Genomic DNA, 25,456 nt, shown 5'->3' with positions numbered 1-25,456 from the left:
GATTTGTTCGCAGCGCCCGAACAACCGGCGCGCCGAGACCTCATTGGGCCTGGAATTGACGACAATTCGCGCGATTTGGTCCGGTATACGCCCCAATTCCGCCACCTTCATAAAGCATTAATAAGTGTGAAATTCCATTTCTGATGGCGCTGTGCCGGGGGGTTAAGCGGCTGGGGGTTCGACTTATGACTACGCGTTTTGACAAGATATCCATCGCGGCCCGCAAGGCCTGCCTGACCGCCTGTGTCCGTGGCGATGCGCGGCTGCGGGCGTTCCGCGCGGATGAATCGGGCGTACTGCTGAAACCCATGGTGGGATTTCTGCTGTCGATGCTGGCCGTCGGCGGGATCGGCGTCGATCTGATGCGCATGGAGCGCGACCGGACCATCTTGCAATATACGCTCGACCGTGCGGTTCTGGCAGCAGCTGACCTCGATCAGCCACTGCCGCCTGCAGTGGTTGTTCAGGATTATCTCAACAAGGCCGGGCTGAACAAATATTACACCCCACCGGTGGCCGAAACCGGGATCGGTTTCAAAAAGGTGCAGAGCACCATCGACACCACATTTGAAACCCATATGCTGAAATTCTCCAGCGGTCAGGACATGCCTCTCTACGCGACCTCGCGCGCAGAAGAGAGCATTGACGGGCTGGAGATTTCACTGGTGCTGGATGTCTCCGGCTCGATGAACTCCAACAGCCGCCTGACCAACCTCAAGGTTGCGGCCAAAGACTTCATCGACACGATGGTCGCCAATACCATCGACAACAAGATGTCGATCTCGATCATCCCCTACGCCACTCAGGTCAGCCTCCCGGCGGATTTGATGGACCAATACACAACGACCGATGAACACGAATACTCCAACTGTGTGAATTTCACCGGCGCCCATTTCCAGAGCACCGCCCTGTCGACCGGGATCGAGCTGCAGCGCACAATGCACTTCAGCCCATGGTCCAGCGGTGATTACCGTCGCAGCTCGGACCTCGTCGCAAGCCCCGTCTGCGAAGATCGCGCAGACCGCGAGACGCTGCCGCTCCAGAAAGATGCAAACACACTGAAAACCTTCATCGACAACCTCTACGCAAGAGGCAATACGTCGATTGACGTCGGTATGAAATGGGGGACCGCCCTGCTCGATCCCTCCGCCCGCCCGGCCATCAGCGCGCTGGCCTCGGGGGGCGCTTCTATGGTTCCGGCAACCTTTGCCAACCGGCCTGCGAATTTCAACGACAGTGAAACCGTCAAGGTCATCGTCCTGATGACCGACGGTCAGAACACCGCGCAGTATTATGTGGAGCAGGATCACCGCGAGGGGCCATCCGACGTCTGGTACAATTCGGCGGCGACCGGATCCAATCCGCGCTATTCGCTCTATGACCCGCAGCGCGACAAATACTGGTGGGATCGCCTCAACCGCTGGGAAGACCACGCCTATGGTCAGGGCAGCTACCGCAAATGCGACAGCTATAGCTGCTGGTGGCAGGACGAACAGGGCGAGCCTGCCAATGTGCAACGGCTGAGCTACGCGGATCTCTTTGCCGACACGTCGCTGAAGTATCTCTATTCCAACCTCTATGGCGACTGGATGGGGCAGTCCTCGGCGCGCAGCGTCTGGTACTATGGTGTCTATGACTACTGGAACACCAGCGTCAAAAACGCCCGCACCAGCGCCATCTGCACCGCTGCCAAGAACCAGGGCATCGTGGTCTATACCATCGGCTTTGAAGCGCCCAGCGGCGGCACTGCGGTGCTGAAGGACTGTGCCAGCTCGGATGCCCATCACTTTGACGTCAACGGGCTGGAGATCAACGACGCTTTTGCCTCGATCGCCACGTCGATCCGCCAGCTGAGGCTGACCCAATGACCTGTCACCCCCCGCATAAGGGCCTCCATCGGCTGCGCCGGGCGCTGCGCCTGTTTCGCGATCGCGAAGACGGCAATGCCACGGTTGAATTTGCAATCGTGATCCCGGCCTTTCTGTTCCTGCTGATGAATACGGTGGAACTGGGCATGATCACCATCCAGCAGTCGATGCTGGAGCGGGCGCTGGATCAGACCGTGCGCGGCCTGCGCCTGTCGACCGGCGTGCCCAAACAGCACAATGAAATCCGCGATGAGGTCTGTAGCCGGTCCGGGTTTATTCGCGACTGCGGCACATCGCTCAGGCTGGAAATGGTCCAGGTCGACCCCTACGCCTGGATGCCCGTCGATCCCGAGCCCGATTGCATCAACCGGGTCGAGGACGTGCAGCCGGTCCGAACCTTCGTGACAGGGGCGTCAAACGAGCTGATGTTCATCCGCGCCTGCATGGCGTTCAAGCCGGTCTTTCCCCACTGGGGCCTGGCCGATGACATGGACAATGACGCCGACGGCCGGATCCGCCTCTATGCGACCTCCGCCTTTGTTCAGGAGCCTCGGTAAGCCATGTTGACCAATATCCGCGCCCTGTTTCGCCGCTACAAGCGAGAGACCGACGGTTCCGTCTCGGTGGAATTCGCCTTTTACATGCCACTGCTGCTCGGTGTCTTTGCGGCGATCTACACCTATTTCGATGCTTTCCGGCAGGAAGGTGTGAACCTCAAGGCCGCCTATACGATCTCGGACCTCATCTCGCGGGAGACCTCCACGCTCAACGAGGACTATATCGACAGTATGCACGAGCTGGCCAAGCTGCTGATCCGCGTGGATTCGTCGATCTCCCTGCGGATTTCGGTGATCCGCTGGGACGAGACGGACAACCGCTACTACGTTGACTGGTCCAAGGTGCGCGGCGGACAGTTCGCGGAATGGCAGGACGCCACGATCCAGCAGGTAAAAGCCAACCTGCCAAACATGCCCGATCAGGAGCGGGTCATTCTGGTGGAAACCCGCAACGACATCGACCCTGCGTTCAACATCGGCCTGCCAGCCATGGACATCGAGAATTTCGTCTTCACCCGACCCCGCTTTGCACCACAGGTAAAATTCGAAGGTCAGGATGGCAGCGGCGGCGGCCATGACGACAGCACACCGCCAACAGACTGACACCCTACGGACCACCCAAGAGTGGATCGAACAACAAAGGCGCCTCCGGTAACGGTGGCGCCTTACTATGTTCGTCGAACAAATTCGGGCTCAGACCTGTGGTTGTCCCGCCTCACGCCGTGCAATCATGATGGCGAGGATCTCGGCCATGGATTTGCTCTGCGCCCCCGGCGTCACACCCCCAATGCCAATGCGATGTCCCAACCGCCACCATAGCCCGGGCCGCCAGATGCGGTCGCCCTTTGAGGCGGTGCGGATCAGAAACCCGTTTGACGGCTTGAACGCAAATACGCCGCGGTCCACCGCGACGACATCTGCGACCTCGGCGATCACTGCCCCGTCAGAGCTACGCAGCACCTGTTCTGTCAGCTCGATCCGCAACGCTGTCGCCTGCCACAGACGCATCGCCAGCCACAGGCAGAAACCGCCGATGGCCAGCAGGAACACCAGCCAATGCGCGGCAGGCGGCGTGGCCAGTGCAACATAGATCACCAGCGCCCCCACCACGACCAGCATCACTGTCGCCAGCAGCCGTCGCGGCGCCGAGGCATTGACGGTTGCCAAAATCTCATCGCTCATCTCGCCCGATCCAGTCATCTCGCCCATCACCTGCTCCCTCAGCCTGTTCGTCGCACCCCGCCTGCATCATGGGGTCGGTCCGGGCGGATGTACCCTGATTGCGTCTGACCGCATAGCCCCCCTGTTGTCGCGGCACCGCTGCACCAGGGGCAGTACCGACTGCGGCTGTGCGCTCCCGCACATCAGCCGTTAACCGGAAGGGCTTTTCGACACACTCGCACAGGCCTATCTATGACGGAGCAATCAGCAACCGGAGACCCGCCATGTCGATCCGCCCTATCCTAGAGACCCGCCCCGCCACTCCGGCGCTGGAGGGCGCAGGCGTCAAACTGCATCGCGCTTTCGGCTTCCACGACCCAAGTGAACTGGACCCGTTCCTGCTGTTTGACGACTTCCGCAATGACCACCCTGCGGATTTCGAAGCGGGGTTTCCCTGGCATCCGCACCGCGGGATCGAGACCATCACCTATGTTCTGGACGGCACCGTTCAGCATGGCGACTCACTCGGCAACAACGGTGTCCTGGGCGCAGGTGACGTGCAGTGGATGACCGCAGGGTCAGGCATCCTGCATCAGGAAATGCCAAAGGGCAACGCAAAGGGTCAGATGCACGGCTTCCAGCTCTGGGGCAATCTTCCCGCCAGCCAGAAGATGACGGCGCCGCGCTATCAGGACATCACCGCCAAGGACATTCCCGAGGTCATCGACGATGACGGCACCCGCGTAAAGGTCATCGTGGGCGAATTCTGGGGCAAGCGCGGCCCGGTGGACGGAATTGCCGCCGACCCGCAGTATCTGGATGTCTCGGTGCCGCCCGGCGTGAAAAAGACCTTCTCCATCGACACCTATCGACGGGCCTTTGCCTATGTCTTTGCCGGTCAGGGCGCTTTTGTCGATGCCGCCCCGCCACAGGGGGTCCTGCTGGAAAAAGAGGTCGCAGGCGAAGAGCTGCATATCCGCGACATGTCAGGGGATCGCACATTGGTGCGTTTTGGCAGCGGCGAGGAAATTACCGTGCAGGCAGGCCCCGATGGCATACGCTTCCTGCTGATCTCAGGCGCGCCGATCGAGGAACCCGTGGCCTGGCACGGCCCGATCGTGATGAACACCCAGGAAGAGCTGCGCCAGGCCTTCAGGGATCTGCGCAACGGCAGCTTTATCCGTCCGGCGCATTAGACCTCAAACATCACCGCCCCGGCGGGTGCGGCGCCAACAGCGTCGCGCCCGCTGTTGGGCTGTCAGGCGCGCACGGATTTCTGCACCATATCCCAGTAAATCGCCTCGACCTCATCCAGCGACAAACGTCCACCGCTGCGATACCAGGTCATCACACCGTTCAGCATCGCAATCACCGCCAGCGTCGCGATCTTGGTATCGGGGATGTGAAACACCCCCAGCCGCACGCCATCCTTCAAGATGGTCTCCAGTGTATTTTCATATTCGCGGCGCAGGGATTCGATGGCTGCGAAATTGTCCTCTGACAGGTTTCTCAGCTCCATATAGGCGATGAACACCGCATCGGGCCGTTCTAGGTGAAAGCGAATGTGAAACCGGGTAAAGGCCTCAAGCCGCGCCACCACATGGTCCTCGGCACTGCCGGTTGTAACCGCCTGATCGGGGCTGCGCTGATCCTGCCAGGCCTGCAACAGCTCGGTCATGTGACCTTCCATCAGGCTGAACAGCAGGCTCTGCTTGTCTGGTGTATAGTTATAGAGCGCCCCCGCCTGCACCCCGACTTCTGATGCGATCTGGCGCATTGAAACAGCCGCATACCCATGCTGGGCAAACAGCTGCAGGGCGGCGGCACGGATGCGTGGGCCTGTGATATCGGAATGTGAACCTTGGGTACGTGCCATGCCTCAACAATATCTGAACAGATGTTCAGATAAAAGCCCCGCTTGTGCCTTTTCACCAATATGTGCATCAAGGGAACAGCGAACAAGGATGGTTTTGATGCAGTTGACCGCAGAGCCCGAGAACCGGCCGCAGATGCCCGCAACTGATAACGAGCGGGCGGCATGGATCAGCCACGGGACCACCATGCGCCTGACCTTGCTGACCGCGGCCGTGCTGCTCTGCGGCTGCGCGCGGGTGCCGGAGCTGGAAGACCGGCTGACCCCAGACCTGCGCGGTGCCGATTATCCGGCCCTTGTTCCGCTGGAGCAGGCCCTGAACCCCGAGACGCCCCCCGCCGAGGAGAGCAAAGCGCTCGAGCAGACGCTGGAGGCCCGCGCTGCCCGCCTTCAGGCCCGCGCCGATGCGCTGCGCGCAGCCCAGCCCTAAGCGACACCTGCCTTGGTCGCCGGTCGAGATGCCCCTGCGCGTGGATCCTCCGCGCTGGTCCCAGCCCCTGCTGTTCCGTCTCATGCGGCTGCATTGCTGCCGCCAAAACCCGCTCTTCGGAATTGTCCGCCCGGAGCCGCTGCTGCCGTTGCACCGCTGCGCCGAACCCGCTAAGGCGGGGAGACGTCTTTTCGGAATTAAAGGATCCCCAGCTATGACAGAGCCGCTTCGCCTTGGTATCGCAGGTTTGGGCACGGTTGGCACCGGCGTGGTCAAGATCGTCCGTCGGCAGGCGGCCATGCTGGAGGCCCGCACCGGACGCCGCATCGAGATCACCGCGGTTTCGGCGCGCGACGCAAGCAAGGATCGCGGCGTCCCGCTCGGCGACTACGCCTGGGAAACCGATCCCGTGGCGCTGGCAACCCGCGACGATGTGGATGTCTTTGTCGAGCTGATGGGCGGCCATGAAGGCGCCGCAAAGGCCGCCACCGAGGCCGCGCTGGCGGCGGGCAAGGATGTGGTCACCGCCAATAAGGCGCTCCTGGCGATCCACGGTCAGGCTTTGGCCGAACAGGCCGAGGCCGCAGGCCGCGTGATCCGTTTCGAGGCCGCTGTGGCCGGCGGCATTCCGGTGATCAAATCCCTGACCGAAGGTCTGGCCGGTAATCAGATCACCCGCGTCATGGGCGTGATGAACGGCACCTGCAACTACATCCTGACCCAGATGGAAGCCACCGGTCAGGGCTACAATGCCCTGTTCGAGGAATGCGGCCGCCTGGGCTACCTTGAGGCCGATCCGAACCTTGATGTGGGCGGCATTGATGCCGGGCACAAGCTTGCGATCCTTTCGGCCATCGCCTTCGGCACCAAGCCCGCCTTCGACGACGTGCAGCTGGAAGGCATCCAGCGCATCAGCCTGGATGATATCCGCCACGCCGCCGACATGGGCTACCGCATCAAGCTTCTCGGCGTTGCACAGCGCACCGGGCGTGGGTTGGAACAGCGCATGACCCCCTGTCTGGTGCCGGCGGATTCACCGCTTGGCCAGCTGGAAGGCGGCACCAATATGGTCGTGATCGAAGGTGACGCAGTTGAACAGATCGTTCTGCGCGGCCCCGGCGCCGGCGAGGGCCCAACCGCCAGCGCGGTCCTGGGCGATATCTGCGATCTGGCCCGTGGCACTCGTCTGGCCACCTTTGGTCAGCCTGCCACCTCGCTGGAGGATGCCCCCGCCGCCCGCACCAGCCTGGCCGCACCGCATTACCTGCGCCTGGCGCTGCTGGACAAACCCGGCGCGCTGGCCAAGGTGGCGGCGGCCCTCGGCAATGCCGGCATCTCGATCGACCGGATGCGCCAATACGGCCATACCGAACCGACCGCTCCTGTGCTGATCGTCACCCACAAATGCACCTCCAGCACCCTGCAGACCGCGCTGGAAGACCTCGCCAAGACCGATGTGGTGGCAAGCGAACCCGTTGCCCTGCGGATTGAAGAGGTCTGACAGGCCCAAACGCAGAAAAACACCGGTAGCGGCGTCGATTGCAGCGCGCCGTTACCGCCAACTGCCCTTGCCCGCGCTGCCAGATGCAGGGTATGCGACGGCACCGACCCGGGATTGAGATAGGACATTGGCTATGACTTCTGACACCAACGACGCCGCATTCAACGACCGCCTGCTGTCGCTCGGCCTGGCCCGTGTGGCCGAACAGGCCGCTCTGGCCTCGGCACCGCTGATCGGTCGCGGCGATGAGAAAGCCGCCGATCAGGCCGCCGTCAACGCCATGCGCGAGCAGCTGAACCTGCTGGACATCGCAGGTGTCGTGGTCATCGGCGAAGGCGAGCGTGACGAGGCGCCGATGCTTTATATCGGCGAGGAAGTCGGCACCGGCAATGGCCCCGGCGTCGATATCGCTCTGGACCCGCTGGAAGGCACCACGCTGACCGCCAAGGACATGCCCAATGCGCTGACCGTCATTGCCATGGGACCGCGCGGCTCCATGCTACACGCACCGGACACCTATATGGACAAGCTGGCTGTCGGCCCGGGCCTGCCCGAGAATGTCGTCTCCCTCGACATGAGCCCGCGTGAACGGGTCGAAGCCCTCGCCAAGGCAAAGAACTGCGCGCCCGGCGACATCACCGTCTGCATTCTGGAACGGCCGCGTCATGAGGCCATGATCGCCGAGGTCCGCGAAACCGGGGCCTCGATCCGCCTGATCACCGATGGTGACGTTGCGGGCGTCATGCATTGCGCCGAAAGCGAGATCACCGGCATCGACATGTATATGGGCCAGGGTGGCGCGCCTGAGGGCGTACTGGCCGCCGCTGCGCTGAAATGTATGGGCGGGCAGATCTTTGGCCGTCTTCTGTTCCGCAACGACGATGAGAAAGCCCGCGCCGCCAAGGCTGGCATCACCGATCTGGACCGGGTCTACAGCCGTGATGAAATGGTGACCAGCGATGTGATCTTTGCCGCGACCGGCGTCACCGGCGGTTCGCTGCTGCCGTCGATCAAGCGCCAGCCGGGCTGGGTTGAGACCACCACCTTGCTGATGCGATCCAAGACAGGCTCGGTCCGCCGGATGAGCTATCGCACTCCGCTGAGCGCGCATCAGTAAGCTCTGACCGTGCGGCTTGCAGCACCGGTCGGGATTTGAGTATTTGAAGAAAGGTGAAAGGCCGGGTCCGCGCAGATCCGGCCTTTGCCATGGTCAGCCCCGGTATCGGACTAGGGGCGGGCACGCAGGAAAGGGGCGCAGATATGAACTTTCTGGGAGTTGAGACCTCGCTCACCGGTCGTCGCTGGATCGGTCCCGACGTGGACACCGCCCGCGCCGCCGAAATGATGGAACAGCAGACCAACCTGCCCCCGGCCGTCTGTCAGGTGCTGGCCCGGCGCGGCGTCCCGGCGCATGAGGCCAGCGGCTTTCTGACCCCGCAGCTGAAGGAGCTGCTGCCGGATCCGCGCCGGATGAAAGATATGGAAAAGGCCGCCGCCCGGTTTCTGCAGGCGGTGGAGCGGCGCGAGCGGATTGCGGTCTTTGCCGACTATGATGTGGATGGCGGGTCTTCTGCCGCACTGCTTCTGGTCTGGCTGAACCAGGTCGGCCTGAGCGCCACGCTCTATGTCCCGGACCGCATCGACGAAGGCTATGGCCCCAATGACGAGGCGATGGCCGCCCTGGCGCGGGATCACGATCTGATCGTCTGCGTCGATTGCGGCACGCTGTCTCACGGCCCGATTGCCGCCGCCAAAGGCGCCGATGTGGTGGTTCTGGACCACCATCTGGGCGGCGAAACCCTTCCCGACTGCGTGGCGGTGGTGAACCCCAACCGTCAGGATGAGGACGGCGATCTGGGCTATTTCTGCGCCGCGGGTGTGGTGTTCCTGATGCTGGTCGAGCTGCGCCGCCAGATGCGCGACAAGGGACTTGGCACCGGGCCGGACCTGATGGCGCTGCTGGATCTGGTGGCGCTGGCCACCGTTGCGGACGTGGCGCCGCTGATCGAGGCCAACCGGGCGCTGGTCCGTCAGGGGCTGAAGGTGATGGCCGCCCGCCAGCGCCCCGGCCTGGTGGCGCTGGCCGATGTCTCGCGGATGGATTCGGCCCCTTCGACCTATCACCTCGGCTTCCTGCTTGGGCCTCGGGTCAATGCAGGTGGCCGCATCGGCAAGGCCGATCTGGGCGCGCGCCTGCTGGCGACCACGAATCCTGCCGAGGCCGAGGCAATCGCGGCCCGGCTGGATGAGCTGAACACCGAGCGTCGTGATATTGAAAACGCCGTTCGCGCCGCGGCGCTGGAACAGGCGGAGGTGCGCGGACTGGATGCACCGCTGGTCTGGGCCGCAGGCGAGGGCTGGCATCCGGGCGTTGTCGGCATTGTCGCCTCGCGCCTGAAGGAAGCCGCAGGTCGCCCCGCCATTGTCATCGGCCTTGACGGCGACGAGGGCAAGGGGTCGGGCCGCTCTGTCAGCGGCATCGACCTTGGCGCCGCGATCCAGCGGGTCGCCGCCGAAGGGCTGCTGATCAAGGGCGGCGGTCACAAGATGGCCGCTGGTCTGACTGTCGCGCGCGACCAGCTGGAGCCCGCCATGGCACGGCTGAGCGAGCTGCTTGCGAAGCAAGGCGCCGGTGATCTGGGGCCCAGCGACCTGAAGCTCGACGGAATGCTGATGCCAGGCGCCGCCACGGTATCGCTGATCGAACAGATTGAACTGGCGGGCCCCTTCGGCGCGGGCGCACCGGCCCCGCGCTACGGGTTCCCCGATCTGCAGGTACGCTTTGCCAAACGGGTTGGTGAAAGCCATCTGAAACTCTCGCTCAGCGACGGGCTGAGCAGCGGGATTGACGCCATCTGCTTTGGTGCCTTTGACACTCCATTGGGACAGCGCCTGCTGGACCACGGCGGCGCGCGGTTCCATTTTGCCGGGCGCCTTGAAATCAACACCTGGGGCGGCCGACAGTCGGTGCAGCTGCGACTGGAGGATGCGGCAGAGGCCTGACCGCGCGCCGCCAGCAGAGCCAGGGAGAGCACAACAATCTCCAGCTTTTGGCGGGGACAAAATAAATCGCGATGCCGGTGTTTTTTGGCTTGCGGCTTCCGGCCTGAGCCACTAAACACCCGCTCACACCAAGTGGCCCGTTCGTCTATCGGTTAGGACGCCAGGTTTTCAACCTGGAAAGAGGGGTTCGATTCCCCTACGGGCTGCCACTTTTCCTCCCCTTGCATATCCCTGTTGGTCGTGACGCCCCTGTTGCCTTTTGCGCATCTGCCTTGCCTGTCTGCGGGTCTCCCGCCGTCATGTTCCCTTGCAACACCGGCAAACGGCCCGTTCGAATAAATCCGAAAAGCTCTGATTATATTCTGAGGTTTTTCAGAAGCTTGCAGAGATTTTTGCGATTTGGAAAAAAACTGGTCTTCTTGTGAAAATCCCTCTTGCACCGGGGCAGCGTACTCAGTAAACACCCCCTCACAGACCAAGTGGCCCGTTCGTCTATCGGTTAGGACGCCAGGTTTTCAACCTGGAAAGAGGGGTTCGATTCCCCTACGGGCTGCCACTGTATCTCCCCCGATTTTGCTTCGAGATCCCTACGCGCTTGAGATCCGATTGGTCCTGTTGGTGGGTTCAAAGGGTATCCGGGTCTCGAATATATCACCCGTTTTCCCCGCAGATGCTGAGCCCCTGCGCAACGGGTGATCTGGCAAATCCATCTGAAAAACTGCCTCCGATGCGCCTCCAGCGACGTCTGCCGATGAGACAGGTCCAACTCGCCGGTCGCGAAATCAGGCCGCAGGGAGCATCAGACGCCTGAAGGCCGCGCGCAGGTCGCGCCGCCTCGGAACAGCCGCTTAAATCGGCTTGACGGTGTCTTTGTCTTCCATACCCGGCTGGTAAAAGAAATGGCGCGCGCGCCCGGCGTTTTTCGCCGCATAGAGCGCCACATCGGCCTGATTGAGCAGTGTCGCGGCATCCAGCCCGGCAGAAAACATCGTAGAAAGCGCGGTGCCTGCGCTTGCCGAGATCTTGCAGGTCTTGTCGCCAAAAGGGATCGGCTCTTCAATGCTGGCGATCAGACGGCGCGCGATGCCCGACAATTGGATCCGGTCAATAAGCCCCTCGAAGATCAGAACAAACTCATCCCCGCCGACCCGGGCAACGGTGTCGTTCTGGCGGGTACATTGCACCATAAGCTTTGCCACCCGCTGTAGCACGGTATCGCCGGCGGCGTGACCAAGCGTGTCGTTGACCTCTTTGAAGAAATCCAGATCCACATGCATCAACGAGAAATCCCGGCCCGAGGCAATCAGCCGGTTGAGGATATGATCCATCGCGCGGCGGTTCTTGACCCCGGTCAGCGTATCAGTGAAGGCCTGTTCCTCGGCGGCGATTTTTGCCCCCTGCAGGCGCAGGTTCAGCTGGCGTGACGCCTCCATCGCGGCCGATTTGGCCTCAACCAGATAGAGCATCTCGATGGTCAGATCGGTGGGGGAGAAATCGGCGCTGGTCAGGTCATAATCACGCACGGCCTCAAGCACGGAAATACCAAAAGACAGGTTGATGAACCCACCCTTCCCCTCTGGAAACGGTGCCAGAACCCCCTTCAGGCCGGTCTGCGGCGCATCGCGGAAATTGAGGTGCAGTTTGGCCCCTGCCGTCTTCATCAGATCCTCGGTCGAGCGCACCCGGCGCGGCCGCGCCAGATCAAAGATCCGAAAGAACCTGCTGCCCAGCCATTCCGTATCCGGGCGCAGCTTTCGCAGCGTCGCTCCGACCCCGGTAATCCGACCGTCATGGTTAATGACCACATGCATCGGGCAGATTTCATTGGCGATGGAGGAGATTTCCTGCATGCTCAGCATCATAGCGAATGGGCCCCAAGATCGAAGGCCCGGCCTTCGGCAAATTCGGTTTCGACCAATGTGATCGATATCACCTCGGCATTGTCCTGCGTGCCGGAGTGGTCAAGGAAGACCAGATCGCCGTAGTCATCCGCCATCGCCCGAAGCACGCCCATCAAAACATGGGCATAGCCCGGCAAACCCGGCTGGCAATGCAGTTCGAATTGCCCCGGTGCCTGTTCGATCAGTTCCAGTCCGGGCAGGTTCAGATCCGATACCGCAAGCCGCGCACGATCCGGCAGATCGTCCAGAGAATGCAGGAATTCCACATAGTTAACCCCGCCAAACCGCAGCAATCTGCGCAGCGACTCCAGCTGCGGGTTCGACACCAGAAACGTGCCCATATCCTCAAGCATTTCAGGCAGCGGACGCCTCAGTAGCTCTTCGGCGGTGCGCAGCATGGTCTGGGATTGTTCATCCGTGTAGGTGAGCATGGCTTCGAACTCGCTGAAGCCGAGCTCTGCCGAATCCATAATCGCCTGCCAGCTCTCCGTTCCGAAGGTGGTGCTGACAAACGCCTGGAATGCCCTGTTGATCAGACCGTGCATCACTGGCCCCTTGCTACATGTCTCTACTTTTGGCCCAGCCTGGTTAATAAAGGGCCAACAATTAAAATTGCTACGGTTTTCCCTCAACCGTCGATCAGGGGGTTATCAGAACCTCCAAATCGCCCAATTTCAACGTATTTTGCCGCGCGGGCGAGATTTCGAAACGACCCGCCTGCGCCGCCGCCAGCAGGGCCTCGACCTGCGCTATGGTCTGCTCTGTCCGGGCCGCCTCTCCAAGCAGAACGCTGCCCAGCATCTCGGCCCCATCCGGGCCAAACCGCAGGGCCAGACTCTCAAGCTGGGCACCGTTGCGGCCCTCTCTGAACAACAGCAGCGCCTGATCGTCGGCCGCATCAGCACTCACCCCGAGTGGCCCGCGAACCAGCACACATCCGGCGGCGCCATCCGGCAACAGCTGTTTACAGCCCCGGATCCAGCGGACCAGCTGATAACGTCTCAGCCCCCTGAAATCCTCAGGAGTCGGCACCGCTCCGGCTGGCTGCACCGGCATCACCTCCAGCAGGTCCCGGCGCAGATCATCGGTGACATCCTGCACATCCGCCGCCAGTTCCCAATAGGTCGCGGCACTGCGCGCCTCTTGCAGCCGGGTCGTCAGATCCGTGTTGCCCGAGGCCTCGGCATAGGCCGCCAGCTGCTCCAGCCCGTCGCGCCCGGCCGTCCCCCACCGATGCGCCATCTGCCACAGGGGCAATTCCGCCGCATCAGCGTCGCCCGCCAGCACCCGCGCCACCTGGCTCTTGGCGGCAATGCGCCCGGCATCCACAACCGGTGTCAGGATCAGGGCCAAGGCGGCCGCGGTCACCAGCGCAAGGCCAACAGCCGCCCGGCGCAGCCGACCGGGCCACGCTGACCCGCCAAAGACGGCACAGCCGCCATAGGCCAGCCCATGCAGCAGCAAGACCGCCGCGAACCACAGCGCATAGACCCGATCCGGGGTCCAGCCATATTGCCGCACGCGCATCAGCACCGCCCATACGGCAAGCCCGGTCACCAGCATCAGCGCACCCGCCAGCAGGCGCGCGGCAGCCCCGTTGACCCCGCTCGGGTGCTGTTGCCAGGTCAGCGCCACGCAGACCAGCATCATCATCACAAGAGCCATCGCCATCAGGGTTCCCGCCGACGACAGCTGGCCAAAGGCGCTGGACAGCCCCTGCACAGGGATAGCGGCCAGGAACAGGCCGACCACCAGCGCCACCGGGATCAACAGCAGGCTGAGCAGCCGGAACAGCAGCTGAGGCGCGCCGCTGCCACCCAGATCCTGCACCACCGCCAGCCCCAGCCCAAAGACAGCGCCGCTCAGCATCAGCGCCAGCCAGTCGATCTCGGCGATATCCTCCAGCAGGGTGATGTTCACCAGATCAAGAAGCGCATGGGACAGGAATCCCAGGATCCAGAACACCAGAACAAACCCGGCGCCACAGGACAGGCGGAACAGCATCCCCCAGCTGGCCGACGACAGATCAGCAAAACGCATCCAGCGCCCCGGCTGCGACATCCGCAACAGAACAAAGGGGCAGGCGATCGCCACCAGCACCACGGCCACCAGGACCAGAACTTCGTTGTCAAAGAGACCTGTTGCGACCTCGTACCGCGTTCCCGCCAGCAGCATCAGACCCGTGATCGGCAGCGCGATCCACAGCGCCCCCCGCAGCGCCCGCGCCAGCGATACCGGGCCAATCATCGCAAGCGCCGCACCGCAAAAGCTGGAGAGAAAGGCAAATACCGCCAGGAACCCGGCCTCCGGCAGGACCGTCTGATCCCAGGACCGCGCCAGCAGCCAGAAGGCAAACCCGCTGCCAGCCCCCAACGCCACCATCGGCAAGCGGGCCCGTAGCAAGGTCGCGGTATCCGGATCAGTCATGGTTGCGATTCTCTCGTTAGACCGTCCTGATTTATACAATCGCATCAATTAATGGCAGAGGTCCGAACAGGCGAAACTTCCCCTCAACCGGGATTAGAAGTCCGTCGGGGCACCTCCCTCGGATTTTCGCCGCGCGACAAACTCCGCCAGCTCCTCGCGCAGAGCGGGATCCAGCGGTGGAGCCTCAAACCGGGCGATGATCTCCTTGAACAGATTATGGGCGCGCTGCGGGGTCCAGATGGCGCCTGCCGCCTCCCAGGCCTCGTAATTGCGCCAGTCGCTCAGATAGGGCTGGTAAAACGCGGTGCTGTAGCGGTCCTGCGTGTGCTGGATGCCAAAGAAATGGCCGTCGTTCCCGACCTCGCGAATGGCGTCCAACGCGATATCCTCAGGGCCGGTCCCAATGATCTCAGGCTGCATATAGCGCTGTATCTGCTGGAGAATTTCGCAATCCATGATGAATTTCTCGGGGCTGGCGATCAGCCCGCCTTCCAGCCAGCCCGCCGCGTGATAGACCATATTGGTGCCGGACTGCACCGCCGCCCAGAGCGAATTGGAGGTCTCCCACATCGCCTGCCCATCAGGCACATTCGCCGCGCAGACACCGGAGGATCGCATCGGCAGCCCATAGTAGCGCGCCATCTGCCCGGTCATCTGGGTCGAGCGCATATATTCCGGCGTGCCAAAGGCCGGGGCGCCGGACTTCATATCCACATTGGAGGTAAAGGTGCCGATCACGCAGGGCGTCCCCGGGCGCACATATTGAAACAGGGCAATGGCCGACAGCGCCTCCGCGATGGATTGCGCAACAGCACCGGCCATGGTCACCGGCGCCATCGCCCCCGCCAGGGTAAAGGGCGTCACAACAATCGCCTGACCACGGCGCGCCAGCCGCAGACAGCCGTCGATCATCGGCTGATCATGTTTCAGCGGCGAGGTGGAGTTGATGTTGGTATACATATGCGGACGGGCCTCGAACTCCTCATGAGTAAGCCCTGCGGCGATGCGCACCATCTCCATCACATCCTCGACCCGCTCCTTGCCCAGCGAATAGGCGTGCATCGCCTTGTCAGTCAGCGTCAGCTTGTCATAAACCACGTCCAGATGCCGCACCGAGGCATGGATATCCACGGGTTCCACCGGGTAACCACCGGCAAAATGAATGCAGTTGAAATACTGGGTCAGCTTCAGCAGGTTCTGGCACTGCTCGCGGGTGCCTGCCACCTTCGCATTGAGCGACATGTCCCAGTAGTTCGGTGGCGAGGAGACATTGCCGAACAGCAGGTGATTGCCGCCCACCGGCAGGCTATGGTTCGGGTTGCGCGGGGTGATGGTGAACTCAGATGGTGCCTTGGCGATCATCTCCATCACGAACTCACGATCCAGATGCACGCGGTCGCCGACCACCTTGCAACCCGCTTCCCTGAAGATCGCAAGCGCCTCATCGTTGAGGAACACGATGCCGATCTCTTCCAGGATCCGCATCGCGCCATCATGGATCGCCGCAACCCCCTCGGGCCCCAGCGGTTCCACCGGGCGGTCGATGTTGCGCGGAATCGACCAGGGCATCTGTTCGATCACCGCATCGCCGCGCCGGGCAGCCGCCCCCGCGCGCCCACCACCGCGCCGTCTGGATCTGGTCTCGGATGTCATGGCGGCCCTCCCCTGCTGTCATCCAGCCGCAGCAGACACATTGAGATGCGCCCGACCGCCGGCTCATGTCTCTCAGCAGGCCCTGTTCACACCGGGCAGGAATGCCTGTTCCCGACAGGTTTTGTCGCTTTTCAGCGCCAAACCGTCTCAGAACACATAATTCTGGGCATATGTGTCCAGTCCGTCAAACCCTGACCGCCGGTCAGCGATCCAGCCAGGCCGGGATATGGCCAATATCCGGCAGGACCACATCGGCATGCGCTTCCAGCTCCGCGGCCCCGGCAAGGCCGGTCAGAACCGCGATCCGTCGCATCCCCGCCGCCGCACCGGCCTCCAGATCGTGCAGGCTGTCGCCCACCATCGCCGTCCGCTCAGGTGCGATCCCGGTGGCGGCGCAGAAGGCCAGCAGCGGATCGGCATCCGGCTTTGCGCCATGGCCGCTGTCGAACCCCGCCACAAAGGCAAAGCGATCCAGCACACCGACGCGGCTCAGCTGCGATTTGGCCGAGAGTTCCGCATCATTGGTCATCACCCCAAGCACCTTGCCCCGCGCCAGCAGATCATCAAGGAAGGCCGCCAGCGGCACCGCCTCTGCAAGCTCTGCCGCCCCGGCGCTTTCAGCCATGTAACGCTCCAACGCATCCAGATCCATCGTCGACACATATGGCGCCAGAGCCTCGGCAACCTGTCGATTGGTCGAGGCGATCACCAGACTGCTGGGCAGGATCTTTCCCGTCTCCAGGTCAAAATCTATCGCCGCCGCCATCGCCTGCAACCGCTCGGCATCGCCGTCCGACAGCAGCTCCAGCATCCGCCGGGTCCAGCGGTTCCAGGTCTCGGCAAAGTCGAACAGGGTTCCGTCCTTGTCGAACAACAGGGCATCAACGGGCATGGGCTCTCCTAGATCAAAGCTCTGTTTCATCCCGCGCCCTGACATCAGCGCAACGGGTCAGACGCGGAACGGTTGCCCGCAGGCTGCCGGAGACGTCGCCCGAGTCATAGGCGATTGCCACGCCCCACGCCAGAGCGCGGCAGCACCGCCCAGATCGCCTGGTTCAGAGAGGTTAATCAAACCCGTTAACACCAACACCGCGCCCACCGGCCGCGCACGTCAGCGTCACATTCCCGCCATCACAGCCGTTGCAGACCTGCCGCCCCGGCTGGAAGTCGTGGCTGGGCGTCCCTGCCGCGTGGCTCAGGTCCAATGCACCTGCGAACCGCCGGGCAACGCCATCCGCGCCTGCATCGGTTGATCATAGGCCAGCCCGACACTGTCGCAGAACTGCATGACCCAGGCGTCATCCATGGTCAGAAAATCAAGGACGGACCCCAGAAACTCGGGATTTGCGGCCTGATCGCGCAGATCCGCCTCGCTCGCTCCGGTTGCGCCCAGAAAAACCGGCAGCAACTCATCATTGCCCGCCAGCCAGGCAAGCGCTTTTAAGCCCAAAGTCTCGGCTGCATCGGCGGAAAATAGCATATGGGCACACATTCCTGACACTTCGCTGTCAAATTGATGAAAATACGAAAGGGTTTGTTAACCAGTCTCATTAAAACTTGAGTCAATTCCAATGCAAGGGGCGAAAGGGCACCACGTGCAGGGCACTATCCTCATAATCGACGGGGTTGCGACCAACCGGATCATGCTAAAGGTCCAGCTGTCCGCCGCCTATTACCGGGTGGTTCAGGCCGAAACGGTCGCCGATATTGCCAAGACCGCCAGACGCTGCCGCCCCGACCTGATCCTCAGCGCGATGTCACTGCCCGATGGCGAGGCGATGGATGTGAAACAGGCGCTGGCCGCAGATGACCAGCTTGCCGAAATCCCGATGATCGCCATTGATCGCGACAGCGACGCCGACCGCCGTCTGGCCGCTCTCAGCGCCGGCATCGACGACGTGCTGTGCCAGCCGCTCGACGACACCATGCTTCAGGCCCGCATCCGCAGCCTGCTGCGCGCCAGCAGCACCCAGGAAGAGCTGCATCTGCAACAGGGCGGCTCGCATGGCTATGCCCTTCCCCTGTCCAGCCCGCATATCAGCGCCGGTCTGGGCGGCGCCCATGTCGCGCTGGTCACCGAACAGACCGCCACTGCGGTCTACTGGCAGGCGCAGCTCGCGCCGCGGGTTCCCTACCACCTGTGCCACCACCAGTTCAGCGCCGTGCATCCGCTGATGCGCGAACCGGTGCCGGATGCGATCGTGATCGAACTCGGCCGCAATACGCTGGCGCAGGGCCTGCGCCTGCTGGCCGACCTGCGCGCCCGCGCCGCCACCCGGAAATCCGTCGTCATCGCTGTCGTTCACCCCGCCGATCCCGCCATCGCCGCAGAAGCTCTGGACCGGGGCGCTCATGATGTGCTCCAGTCCGGGTTCGATGTCGCCGAACTGGCGCTGCGACTGGATAGCCAGCTGCGCAACAAGGCGCGGATCGACCAGCTGCGCGACAATCTGCGCAACGGGCTGCGCGCCGCCGTCGAAGACCCGATGACCGGCCTCTTCAACCGCCGCTATGCCAAGCCATTTCTGGAGCGCGTCGCGCAGACATCGGCCAAGACCGGCGAGACATTTGCCGTCATGCTGGCCGATCTGGACCACTTCAAGCAGATCAATGATCTCTACGGCCACCCGGTCGGTGACGCCGTGCTGATCGAAGCGGCCAAGCGCCTGCAGACCGCGCTGCGCCCGGTAGACCTGCTCGCCCGCATCGGCGGCGAGGAATTCATGATCGTGATGCCCGCGATCGGCGAGGCCATGGCCGAGGCCGCCGCCAGCGATCTCTGTAACCGGATCAACAGCAAGCCGTTTCACATCGCCGGTGTCGAGACACCGATCTATGTGACCATCAGCATCGGTGCGGTGATCGGCGGGCGATCGACCCGGGCAGATCAGCACAGCCGCACCGCGCTGTCGCCTCAGGATCAGGACAGCGCCGTCAGCGCCCTGATCACCAATGCCGACCGGGCGCTTTACGCGGCCAAACATGCCGGACGCAATCAGGTCTCGCTCGCGGAGCTTGCCGCCTGACGCAGTCCACCACGGCTCCGGGACTTCTTGCGGGGCAAACGGCTCAGAGATATCCGCGCGGACCATGGCGCGGCGCAGGACACAGACCACGACCACCAGACACGGGACAGTGTTATGGGCGCCAGCGGCCACAGACCGGGACAACCCGGCAGGCCACTGGCACAGACGCAGGCAGGACCGGCCGAGCAGCCAAAGGGTCCAGAAACATGAAACGGGGCAGCGATCCTCTCACTGCCCCGTTTGGTATGGCTGCAATTCGACGAGGTGCTATATCCCGGTCATACGCACCTCATGCCTGTTAGCCTGCGCAGCAATGGCTCAATGCGGCCACCGGCGCCGACGCGGATGTTTGATCCGCTGTTCCAGATTGTCGGCATAGGCCGCCCGTTCGAGCGGGCTCATCGCCACCACCTGATCCAGCCAGGCCGCCTGCACCGAGCGCTGGAACCCATGCCGCCGCTCGGCGTGTTCATCCAGCATTCCGCTCAGCGCCTCGGCATCAAAGGGGTCGGCCCGCAGCAGATCCACCACCTTGCGCCCCTCGGCCTGGCGCCGTCCCTGATAGCTGCCGTGCTCGCCTTCTGCCGCTTTGCGCAGGCTGCGGCGGGTCTCGACCTCCAGATCCCGGAACAATATCGCGCCCACCGGCGGTGGCATCCCGGCAGCGGCCCTGCCGCCCGCAAACCGCCAGGCGGCCCCGCCCACAATGCCGACAATCACCAGGTTCAGCGCCAGAGAGGCAATCAGAAGCCAGCGCATCCAGCGACGCCGCTCAGGTCTGGGGGGTTCGTTGGTCATTCCATCTCCTCGCTCAGCACCATCGCCAGATCGTAACTGTCATCCGGCAACGCATCCTCACTCATCTCCAGCCCGGCAAGGCTCACCGGGTCGGGCAGGAACGACGGCGGCGCCAGCCCGATCCACAGCCCCGCCGCGCCCGCCACGCTAAGGCCTCCTAGGGCAGGCCATCCGCCCAGCCCGGCCAACAGATCCCGCAGCCCGGCAAAAATCCGGTCGCGCATATCAGCGGGCTCAGCCGCCAGATCCTCCACAGGCACGCTGCGCTGCAGGATCGCCGCCTGCGTCGCCTGTGCATCGCTCAGGATCGCGCGCTCCAATGCCGGGGGCAGCGCCATCGGTGCGGCGGTTCGCGCCTCGGCAAACAGATCGTCCAGCACCAGCTCCGCAGCTTCCAGCGCCGCCGGATCCAGCTCATGCAGCGCATCATCGCCCATATCCGCAGGCGCAGTTTTTCCAGTTTTTTCAACCATCACTATACCCCAGTTCAGCCCGCCGCCCGGCAAGAAGAGCCGCCAGCGCCCGCTTGCCCCGCGCGGTCAGACTTTCGACCGCCTCGACGCTGATGTCCATGATCCCGGCAATTTCCGGGTTCGGCAGATCCTCAATGTGGCGCAGCACCACCGCCTGCCGCTGACGCTCCGGCAGCTGCATCAAAGCGGCCTGCAAAGCATCCTGCCGCGCGCCATCCTGCATCTTCTCTGCGGCGGATTTCGACGGATCGGGCGGATCGGGTATCGCATCCAGATCCACATGCCCGCCGCGCAGGCGGCGCTTGTGATCGATACAGAGGTTCATCACCACACGGTAGACCCAGGTCGACAGCCGCGCCCGTCCGGGTTCCCAATGTTCCGCCTGTCGCCACAGACGCACCATTGCCTCCTGGGCGATATCCTCGGCCTCGGCCCGGTTGCCCAGAACCCGCATCGCGACCCCTAAGGCCCGAGGCGCCAGCCGCGAGGTCAGCAAACCGGCCGCATCGCGGTCGCCCGCCGCAAATCGGATCAGCAAGGCGCCATCGGGATCATCCAACACAGGACCATCCACAGCGCCCATATCAGCCGCCGCCTTGACGTCAGGCGGTGACATCAGCGGGCCCTCATCACGGGCCCGCTGCAGGGTATCGGCAGAATTATGCACCTCTCGTATCGGATCAGTTCTGTTCCGTCCCGCTGTCCTGCGCCCCGGCGCGTGGTCGGTGACCAGCGCCATGGCGGTCACGGAACTTTGCCCGGGCAGCTTCGAATTCATCCTTGCTGATTGCACCATCGTCATTGGCATCGGCGCGGTCAAACATCTTTCCGATCCGGCGCGGTTTCGGCAACTCATCCAGGCTTAGCGCGCCATCCTTGTTGGCGTCCATCCGCTCCAGCATCGCTGCGGCACGGGTCTTGGCACGGGCCTCGGCAGCCTTTTCCATCTCCGCCAGCGTCAGCTTGCCATCGCCATCCGCATCCGCCGCAGCAAAGCGCGCCTCGCGCAGACCTTCCATCTCGCTCCTGGTGACCTGACCATCACCATTGGTGTCCATCTCCTCAAAGCTCATGCTTGGACCATGCCCGCCCTTGCCCGCAAACCCCGGTTTGGCGATCGCACCGGTGGCCCCGATCAGAGCTCCGACAGCAACAACAGCGGCAATAAAATTGGTATGCTTCATATCTGCGCGTCCTCTTGCAGCAGGCAGCCCCATGCTGCCGATCACAGAAACAAAACGCAGCCCCATCCGGGTTCCGTCGCAAAAACTTCAAAACCGTCGCAGAAAGTTTCAACCGTCCATTGCACTGAAGCACTTGGCAGCGCAGTCTTGCGGCATGCCGACGCACTGTGGCGCACTGCCTCTTTAAACTTATGGGAGAAACGCTCAGATAAGCGGACAAAAGATAGGATTTGTCATGACCGAGTCATCTGTGGCCCTTGCGGCCGATATTCAATCGAACGATCAGGAAGACCGCCCCACCATGCCCGCCGTTCTGCGCGGCTGGCGGTGCAAATGCCCCAACTGCGGCGAAGGCAAGCTGCTGCACTCCTATCTGAAGGTGAACGACAGCTGCTCCAACTGCGGGCTAGATCTCACCCATGCGCGCGCCGATGACGGCCCGGCCTATCTGACCATTCTGCTGGTCGGCCACATCATGGCCCCGCTGCTGCATGTGGTCTATTTCACCTGGCGGCCCGAGCCGATGGTCACCTTCACGGTGTTCTCGCTGGGCTGTTTGCTGTCCTCGCTGTTCCTCCTGCCACGGATGAAAGGCATCGTGATCGCCTATCAATGGGCACGCCGGATGCACGGCTTCGGCAAGGACAGCTGATCCCGAAAATCGACAGGAAGACCCAGACATGAGCAAATCGCCCAGCCCGGCCCAGGCAACCATGGACACCGGCTACGCCGATGCCGCCACTGCCCGCCGGGACACAACACCGATCCGCAACGCCGCGACAATTATCGCCGTGCGCGACCGGATGGGCGACGACCCTCAGGTGCTGATGGGGCAGCGCGGGGCAAAGGCCGCCTTCATGCCCAACAAGGTGGTCTTTCCCGGCGGCGCCGTCGATCCGGGCGACGCCGATGTCCCGCTCGCCAGCGCCCTGCCGCCCCTCTGTCGCGAACGGCTGACGGAGCAGGCGCAGGAGGATCTGCATCACGCTCTTGCCGCCGCAGCCATCCGCGAGCTGTGGGAGGAAACCGGTCTCATCCTCGGGCAGCCCGGCAGCTGGCCGACAGCCCCCACCCCCGACTGGGTCGATTTTGCCGCGACCGGTCATCTGCCTGCCGCCGAGGCGCTGCAATTTGTCTTTCGCGCCATCACGCCCCCCGGTCGCCCGCGCCGCTTTGATGCGCGGTTCTTTCTGGTGGATGCGGCGCATGTCAGCAGCGATATCGACGATTTCTCCCGCGCCTCGGATGAGCTGTCGCACCTGCAATGGATCCCGCTCAGCCAGGTGCGCACCTATGATCTGCCCTTCATCACCGAGGTGGTGCTCGCCGAGGTCACCCGCCGCATCCGCCAGGAAGGCCCGCCCGCAAGCGTGCCGTTCTTTCGCAATGATGATGAATCGAGCCATTTTCTGCGGCTGAACGGCTATCCGATGCCGCAGGACGGCTGACCCCCGGCCAGTTGACTTGCCCGCATGATCGCTCAGATCGCCAGCAGCAGTGCCAGAATGGACAGGATCAGCAAGCCCATGCCCAGGATTTCCCGGCGCGTGATCTGTTCCCTGAAAAACAGCACCGATGCCAGCAGGGACAACAGTAATTCGATCTGTCCCAGCGCCTTTACATAGGCCGCGTTCTGCAGGGTGAAGGCCCAGAACCAGCAGAAGGATCCCGCCATGCTGGTCAGGCCCACCCAGATTGCCACCCGCCGCGCCGCCCAGACCCGCGCGATTTCGCCCGGCTCCCGCCACTTCAGCCAGACCAGCATGAACAGCGTCTGCAGGCTCACCACAATGGCCAGCGTGACCCCGGCACGAAACGCAGGCGCCAGCGCGTCAAGCTCAAGCGAGGCGGCGCGGTAGCTCACCGCGGAAAAGGCAAACAGCACCCCCGATCCCAGCCCCAGCAGCGACGCCGGGCTGGACAGATGCCGCCACCACGGCCCCTTGCTTTCGGGCGTCTTCGACAGCACCAGCACCGCGCAGAGCCCGATGACAATGGCCAGCCAGCCCAGCGGCGTGATCTGATCGCCCAGCACCACCAACCCCACCAGCGCGGTCTGAATCACCTCGGTTTTCTTGAAGGTGATGCCCACGGCAAAATTGCGCTGGCGAAACAGCGCTACCACGCAGACGGTCGCAAGGATCTGCGCCGTCCCGCCAATGGTGGCAAACACCCAGAACCGCCCGGTCAGCGCGGGCATCCCCTGCCCCGATATCGCCAGATAGGCCAGCAATCCGGCCCAGATCACCGGCGCCGAATAGACAAACCGGGCAAAGGTCGCGCCGGCCGACGACAGCGTGACGCTGCTCAGCACTTTTTGCAGCATGAAGCGAACCGTCTGGAAACTGGCCGCGGCGATAGCGATGGGGATCCACAATGTCATACCGCCCTTATGGGGCGCTATGGGCGCTCTGACCAGATCGGATGTGCCACTGGATCCTTTGCGCGCAGCGCATATCGGCGCAGGACCGCGCCATAAGACGGGTAGGCATAGCCTTCGTTGCGCCTGAGAAATTCCGCGCGCCGACTTCGGTACAGCTTCGGCAACACGTACCAGGGCACCCCCGGATGGCTATGGTGCACCACATGCAGGTTGTTGTTCAGAAACAGAAACCCCAGAACACCGCCCCGCTCGATGATCACCGTGCGCGCCGCCGGGCTGACATGGGCGCGATGCTCCAGAAAGGTGCGGATCTTCAGGATCGCAAGCCCCAGATAGGCCGCCAGCAGATAGGCCCATAGCGGCAGCGCGCTCTGTCCCACCAGCCACAACGTCAGCCCAGCCCCCAAGATATGCAGCAGCCAGTCGCGCAGCACTGCCATGCTCCCGCCCCGGATCAGCCGCCAGTCCGCCACCATAAAACGGATCTGCCCCAGCAGCGGCCCCAGCAGCACCCGCCCCAGAAGCGTGTTGTTCACCCGCAGCAGCAGCCGCGCCGACAGCCCCAGCCGCCGCCAGCGCGCCGGATCCAGGTAATTGCTTTCGGGATCATCGTAAGGATCGGTCAGCCGCTCATCCCGGTGATGCGCCAGATGGGTGTCGCGAAACCGGCCATAAGGAATGGCAAGGTTCAGTGGCAGCGCCATCAGCGCCTCGTTCAGCGCCCTCAGGCGGAACGGATGCCCATGCAGCGCCTCATGACAAAGCGAGGAATGCAACGTGATCAGACAGGCCAGAACCGGCACCGCCAGCCAGACAGATAGAGATGGTAGCCAGATCAGTGCCGCGCCCCAGACCGCGTAACAGCCGAGCATCAGCCCCAGCGTGCCCCATTCGACCCGCCCCGGATTAAGCACGAAACGGTCTAGGCCAGCGCTGCGGGCGGTATGCGGATCAGACATGCCGCCGCCCCCAGCCCACGCCTGCCCAGACCCGTTCATAGATCACATAGCACAGGAACCCGACGCAGCTGTTCAGGATCGCAAGCCTGCCGCCCAGCCCGGCAGATCCGGTCACCAGCCAGCCAACGCCTGCCATCATTATCAGGCCAAGCAGGTTCCAGATCACCGCCTTCGCCACGGATCGCGCCCGCGTTTCCATCCGCATCCTCCTGTTTTTTCGGCTCCCCTCAGGCCTACCCCGGCGCGACACGATGCAGAA

At 63.1% G+C, this 25,456-nt stretch carries 26 protein-coding genes and 2 tRNA genes; 13 read left to right on the top strand and 15 right to left on the bottom strand.

Annotation, left to right across the window (positions count from 1 at the left end; genetic code table 11):
- The first annotated feature begins 185 nt into the window (after positions 1-185).
- Genes VWY75_RS05350 through VWY75_RS05340 form a run of 3 tightly spaced genes read left to right on the top strand, consistent with a single transcriptional unit; the run spans position 186 to position 3,028 of the window.
- Positions 186-1,868 carry a pilus assembly protein TadG-related protein gene (locus VWY75_RS05350; RefSeq protein WP_340544962.1) on the top strand — a complete coding sequence of 561 codons (1,683 nt, stop codon included), beginning with the start codon at positions 186-188 and terminating at the stop codon, positions 1,866-1,868.
- Positions 1,865-2,425, top strand: coding sequence for a TadE family protein (locus VWY75_RS05345; protein WP_340544961.1), 561 nt, complete (start codon positions 1,865-1,867; stop codon positions 2,423-2,425). The genes VWY75_RS05350 and VWY75_RS05345 overlap by 4 nt, the downstream gene beginning before the upstream one ends.
- Positions 2,426-2,428: 3 nt before the next feature.
- Positions 2,429-3,028, top strand: a complete 600-nt coding sequence (locus tag VWY75_RS05340) for a TadE/TadG family type IV pilus assembly protein (protein WP_340544960.1) — start codon at positions 2,429-2,431, stop codon at positions 3,026-3,028.
- Between the two features lie 90 nt (positions 3,029-3,118).
- Here VWY75_RS05340 and VWY75_RS05335 read toward each other — a convergent pair whose 3' ends face one another.
- Positions 3,119-3,634, bottom strand: coding sequence for a hypothetical protein (locus tag VWY75_RS05335; protein WP_416539311.1), 516 nt, complete (start codon positions 3,632-3,634; stop codon positions 3,119-3,121).
- A 236-nt stretch (positions 3,635-3,870) separates the two neighbouring features.
- Here VWY75_RS05335 and VWY75_RS05330 point away from each other — a divergent pair, with 236 nt between their 5' ends.
- Positions 3,871-4,782, top strand: coding sequence for a pirin family protein (locus VWY75_RS05330; RefSeq protein ID WP_416539310.1), 912 nt, complete (start codon positions 3,871-3,873; stop codon positions 4,780-4,782).
- A gap of 62 nt (positions 4,783-4,844) precedes the next feature.
- Here the strand turns inward: VWY75_RS05330 and VWY75_RS05325 are convergent, their stop codons facing one another.
- On the bottom strand, positions 4,845-5,462 hold the full coding sequence (locus VWY75_RS05325; protein ID WP_340544955.1) for a TetR/AcrR family transcriptional regulator: 618 nt from the start codon (positions 5,460-5,462) through the stop codon (positions 4,845-4,847).
- A gap of 97 nt (positions 5,463-5,559) precedes the next feature.
- Between VWY75_RS05325 and VWY75_RS05320 the strand changes: the two genes are divergently transcribed.
- The 6 genes from VWY75_RS05320 to VWY75_RS05295 all read left to right on the top strand — a co-directional run bounded on the left by VWY75_RS05320 (position 5,560) and on the right by VWY75_RS05295 (position 10,949).
- Positions 5,560-5,889 carry a hypothetical protein gene (locus tag VWY75_RS05320; RefSeq protein WP_416539309.1) on the top strand — a complete coding sequence of 110 codons (330 nt, stop codon included), beginning with the start codon at positions 5,560-5,562 and terminating at the stop codon, positions 5,887-5,889.
- A 214-nt stretch (positions 5,890-6,103) separates the two neighbouring features.
- Positions 6,104-7,390 carry a homoserine dehydrogenase gene (locus VWY75_RS05315; protein WP_340544952.1) on the top strand — a complete coding sequence of 429 codons (1,287 nt, stop codon included), beginning with the start codon at positions 6,104-6,106 and terminating at the stop codon, positions 7,388-7,390.
- A 133-nt stretch (positions 7,391-7,523) separates the two neighbouring features.
- Positions 7,524-8,507 (top strand): class II fructose-bisphosphatase, encoded by a 984-nt coding sequence (gene glpX, locus VWY75_RS05310; RefSeq protein WP_340544950.1) that lies wholly within the window; start codon positions 7,524-7,526, stop codon positions 8,505-8,507.
- A gap of 143 nt (positions 8,508-8,650) precedes the next feature.
- Positions 8,651-10,393, top strand: a complete 1,743-nt coding sequence (gene recJ / locus VWY75_RS05305) for a single-stranded-DNA-specific exonuclease RecJ (RefSeq protein ID WP_416539308.1) — start codon at positions 8,651-8,653, stop codon at positions 10,391-10,393.
- 134 nt (positions 10,394-10,527) lie between these two features.
- Positions 10,528-10,602: transfer RNA gene (locus VWY75_RS05300), tRNA-Glu, on the top strand.
- 272 nt (positions 10,603-10,874) lie between these two features.
- A tRNA-Glu gene (locus tag VWY75_RS05295) sits at positions 10,875-10,949 on the top strand.
- Positions 10,950-11,241: 292 nt separating this feature from the next.
- Here the strand turns inward: VWY75_RS05295 and VWY75_RS05290 are convergent.
- The 6 genes from VWY75_RS05290 to VWY75_RS05265 all read right to left on the bottom strand — a co-directional run bounded on the left by VWY75_RS05290 (position 11,242) and on the right by VWY75_RS05265 (position 17,854).
- Complete coding sequence (locus VWY75_RS05290) at positions 11,242-12,252, bottom strand: diguanylate cyclase domain-containing protein (RefSeq protein ID WP_416603364.1); 1,011 nt, start codon at positions 12,250-12,252, stop codon at positions 11,242-11,244.
- Entirely contained in the window at positions 12,252-12,839 is a 588-nt protein-coding gene (locus tag VWY75_RS05285) for a heme NO-binding domain-containing protein (RefSeq protein ID WP_416534793.1), read from the bottom strand. The genes VWY75_RS05290 and VWY75_RS05285 overlap by 1 nt, the downstream gene beginning before the upstream one ends.
- Before the next feature lie 94 nt (positions 12,840-12,933).
- On the bottom strand, positions 12,934-14,721 hold the full coding sequence (locus VWY75_RS05280; RefSeq protein ID WP_416539307.1) for a DUF4153 domain-containing protein: 1,788 nt from the start codon (positions 14,719-14,721) through the stop codon (positions 12,934-12,936).
- Between the two features lie 93 nt (positions 14,722-14,814).
- On the bottom strand, positions 14,815-16,374 hold the full coding sequence (locus VWY75_RS05275) for a trimethylamine methyltransferase family protein (RefSeq protein ID WP_416534791.1): 1,560 nt from the start codon (positions 16,372-16,374) through the stop codon (positions 14,815-14,817).
- A 202-nt stretch (positions 16,375-16,576) separates the two neighbouring features.
- Positions 16,577-17,266 carry an HAD family hydrolase gene (locus VWY75_RS05270; RefSeq protein ID WP_416539306.1) on the bottom strand — a complete coding sequence of 230 codons (690 nt, stop codon included), beginning with the start codon at positions 17,264-17,266 and terminating at the stop codon, positions 16,577-16,579.
- 303 nt (positions 17,267-17,569) lie between these two features.
- A complete protein-coding gene (locus VWY75_RS05265) occupies positions 17,570-17,854 on the bottom strand; it encodes a DUF3572 domain-containing protein (RefSeq protein ID WP_340544939.1) in 285 nt (94 codons plus the stop codon).
- A 115-nt stretch (positions 17,855-17,969) separates the two neighbouring features.
- Here VWY75_RS05265 and VWY75_RS05260 point away from each other — a divergent pair, with 115 nt between their 5' ends.
- Entirely contained in the window at positions 17,970-19,400 is a 1,431-nt protein-coding gene (locus tag VWY75_RS05260; protein WP_416539323.1) for a diguanylate cyclase domain-containing protein, read from the top strand.
- Between the two features lie 318 nt (positions 19,401-19,718).
- On the opposite strand, the gene VWY75_RS05255 is transcribed toward VWY75_RS05260, so the two are convergent.
- The 4 genes from VWY75_RS05255 to VWY75_RS05240 form a co-directional block, all read right to left on the bottom strand.
- On the bottom strand, positions 19,719-20,198 hold the full coding sequence (locus tag VWY75_RS05255) for a periplasmic heavy metal sensor (RefSeq protein ID WP_416534788.1): 480 nt from the start codon (positions 20,196-20,198) through the stop codon (positions 19,719-19,721).
- Positions 20,195-20,671 (bottom strand): hypothetical protein, encoded by a 477-nt coding sequence (locus tag VWY75_RS05250; RefSeq protein ID WP_416539305.1) that lies wholly within the window; start codon positions 20,669-20,671, stop codon positions 20,195-20,197. The genes VWY75_RS05255 and VWY75_RS05250 overlap by 4 nt, the downstream gene beginning before the upstream one ends.
- Positions 20,664-21,287 (bottom strand): RNA polymerase sigma factor, encoded by a 624-nt coding sequence (locus VWY75_RS05245; protein WP_416539304.1) that lies wholly within the window; start codon positions 21,285-21,287, stop codon positions 20,664-20,666. The genes VWY75_RS05250 and VWY75_RS05245 overlap by 8 nt, the downstream gene beginning before the upstream one ends.
- A gap of 64 nt (positions 21,288-21,351) precedes the next feature.
- The gene (locus tag VWY75_RS05240) at positions 21,352-21,855 is read right to left on the bottom strand and encodes an EF-hand domain-containing protein (RefSeq protein WP_416539303.1); all 504 of its coding nucleotides are present in this window, start codon (positions 21,853-21,855) and stop codon (positions 21,352-21,354) included.
- A 235-nt stretch (positions 21,856-22,090) separates the two neighbouring features.
- Between VWY75_RS05240 and VWY75_RS05235 the strand changes: the two genes are divergently transcribed.
- Both VWY75_RS05235 and VWY75_RS05230 read left to right on the top strand, forming a co-directional pair.
- Positions 22,091-22,507: a DUF983 domain-containing protein gene (locus VWY75_RS05235; RefSeq protein ID WP_416539302.1), complete on the top strand. Its 417-nt coding sequence runs from the start codon at positions 22,091-22,093 to the stop codon at positions 22,505-22,507.
- 28 nt (positions 22,508-22,535) lie between these two features.
- The gene (locus tag VWY75_RS05230) at positions 22,536-23,303 is read left to right on the top strand and encodes an NUDIX hydrolase (RefSeq protein WP_416534784.1); all 768 of its coding nucleotides are present in this window, start codon (positions 22,536-22,538) and stop codon (positions 23,301-23,303) included.
- A 32-nt stretch (positions 23,304-23,335) separates the two neighbouring features.
- On the opposite strand, the gene VWY75_RS05225 is transcribed toward VWY75_RS05230, so the two are convergent.
- Genes VWY75_RS05225 through VWY75_RS05215 form a run of 3 tightly spaced genes read right to left on the bottom strand, consistent with a single transcriptional unit; the run spans position 23,336 to position 25,396 of the window.
- Positions 23,336-24,238, bottom strand: a complete 903-nt coding sequence (locus VWY75_RS05225; protein WP_340544924.1) for a DMT family transporter — start codon at positions 24,236-24,238, stop codon at positions 23,336-23,338.
- A 17-nt stretch (positions 24,239-24,255) separates the two neighbouring features.
- Positions 24,256-25,197: a fatty acid desaturase gene (locus tag VWY75_RS05220; protein WP_416539301.1), complete on the bottom strand. Its 942-nt coding sequence runs from the start codon at positions 25,195-25,197 to the stop codon at positions 24,256-24,258.
- Positions 25,190-25,396, bottom strand: coding sequence for a DUF2061 domain-containing protein (locus VWY75_RS05215; protein WP_340544921.1), 207 nt, complete (start codon positions 25,394-25,396; stop codon positions 25,190-25,192). Before VWY75_RS05215 ends, VWY75_RS05220 begins: the two co-directional genes overlap by 8 nt.
- Positions 25,397-25,456: the final 60 nt, after the last annotated feature.

It is taken from the genome of Phaeobacter sp. JH20_08 (assembly GCF_048056635.1).
GTDB lineage: Bacteria > Pseudomonadota > Alphaproteobacteria > Rhodobacterales > Rhodobacteraceae > Phaeobacter > Phaeobacter bryozoorum.
Note: the sequence above shows the minus strand (reverse complement) of the source record. Positions and strands in the feature narration are given on the sequence as shown.